We start from the raw sequence: 266 nt of genomic DNA, 5'->3' as shown, positions 1-266 counted from the left end.
GCATTCACTAGACCTGGCATAATCCATTTTCCTCCAAGGTCGACCACTTGATCGGCATCTGCCAATTGTTCTTCAGAATGCTGGCCGATGTAGGATATGGTTTGATCTTGTACAATCATCATCCCTTTTTCAAAGATTTGATTTTCCTTGTCCATCGTAAAAAAGGTACCATTCATATATATCGTTTTCATGTAATTATTTCCTCCAAAGTCTTTTCGTATCATTTAACAACATGTCATGTTACTATTCCGCATTCTAAACTAGCC

At 37.6% G+C, this 266-nt stretch carries 1 pseudogene; it reads right to left on the bottom strand.

Going from position 1 to position 266, the window contains the following annotated elements:
- Window positions 1-191 (bottom strand): annotated as a pseudogene (locus SB719_RS20545) (hypothetical protein); the annotation flags it as partial.
- Between the last annotated feature and the right edge of the window lie 75 nt (window positions 192-266).

Source organism: Pantoea sp. SIMBA_079, from assembly GCF_046940275.1.
Lineage (GTDB): Bacteria > Pseudomonadota > Gammaproteobacteria > Enterobacterales > Enterobacteriaceae > Pantoea > Pantoea borealis.
The sequence above is the reverse complement of the archived record's forward strand: the minus strand, read 5'-3'. Positions and strand labels throughout refer to the sequence as shown.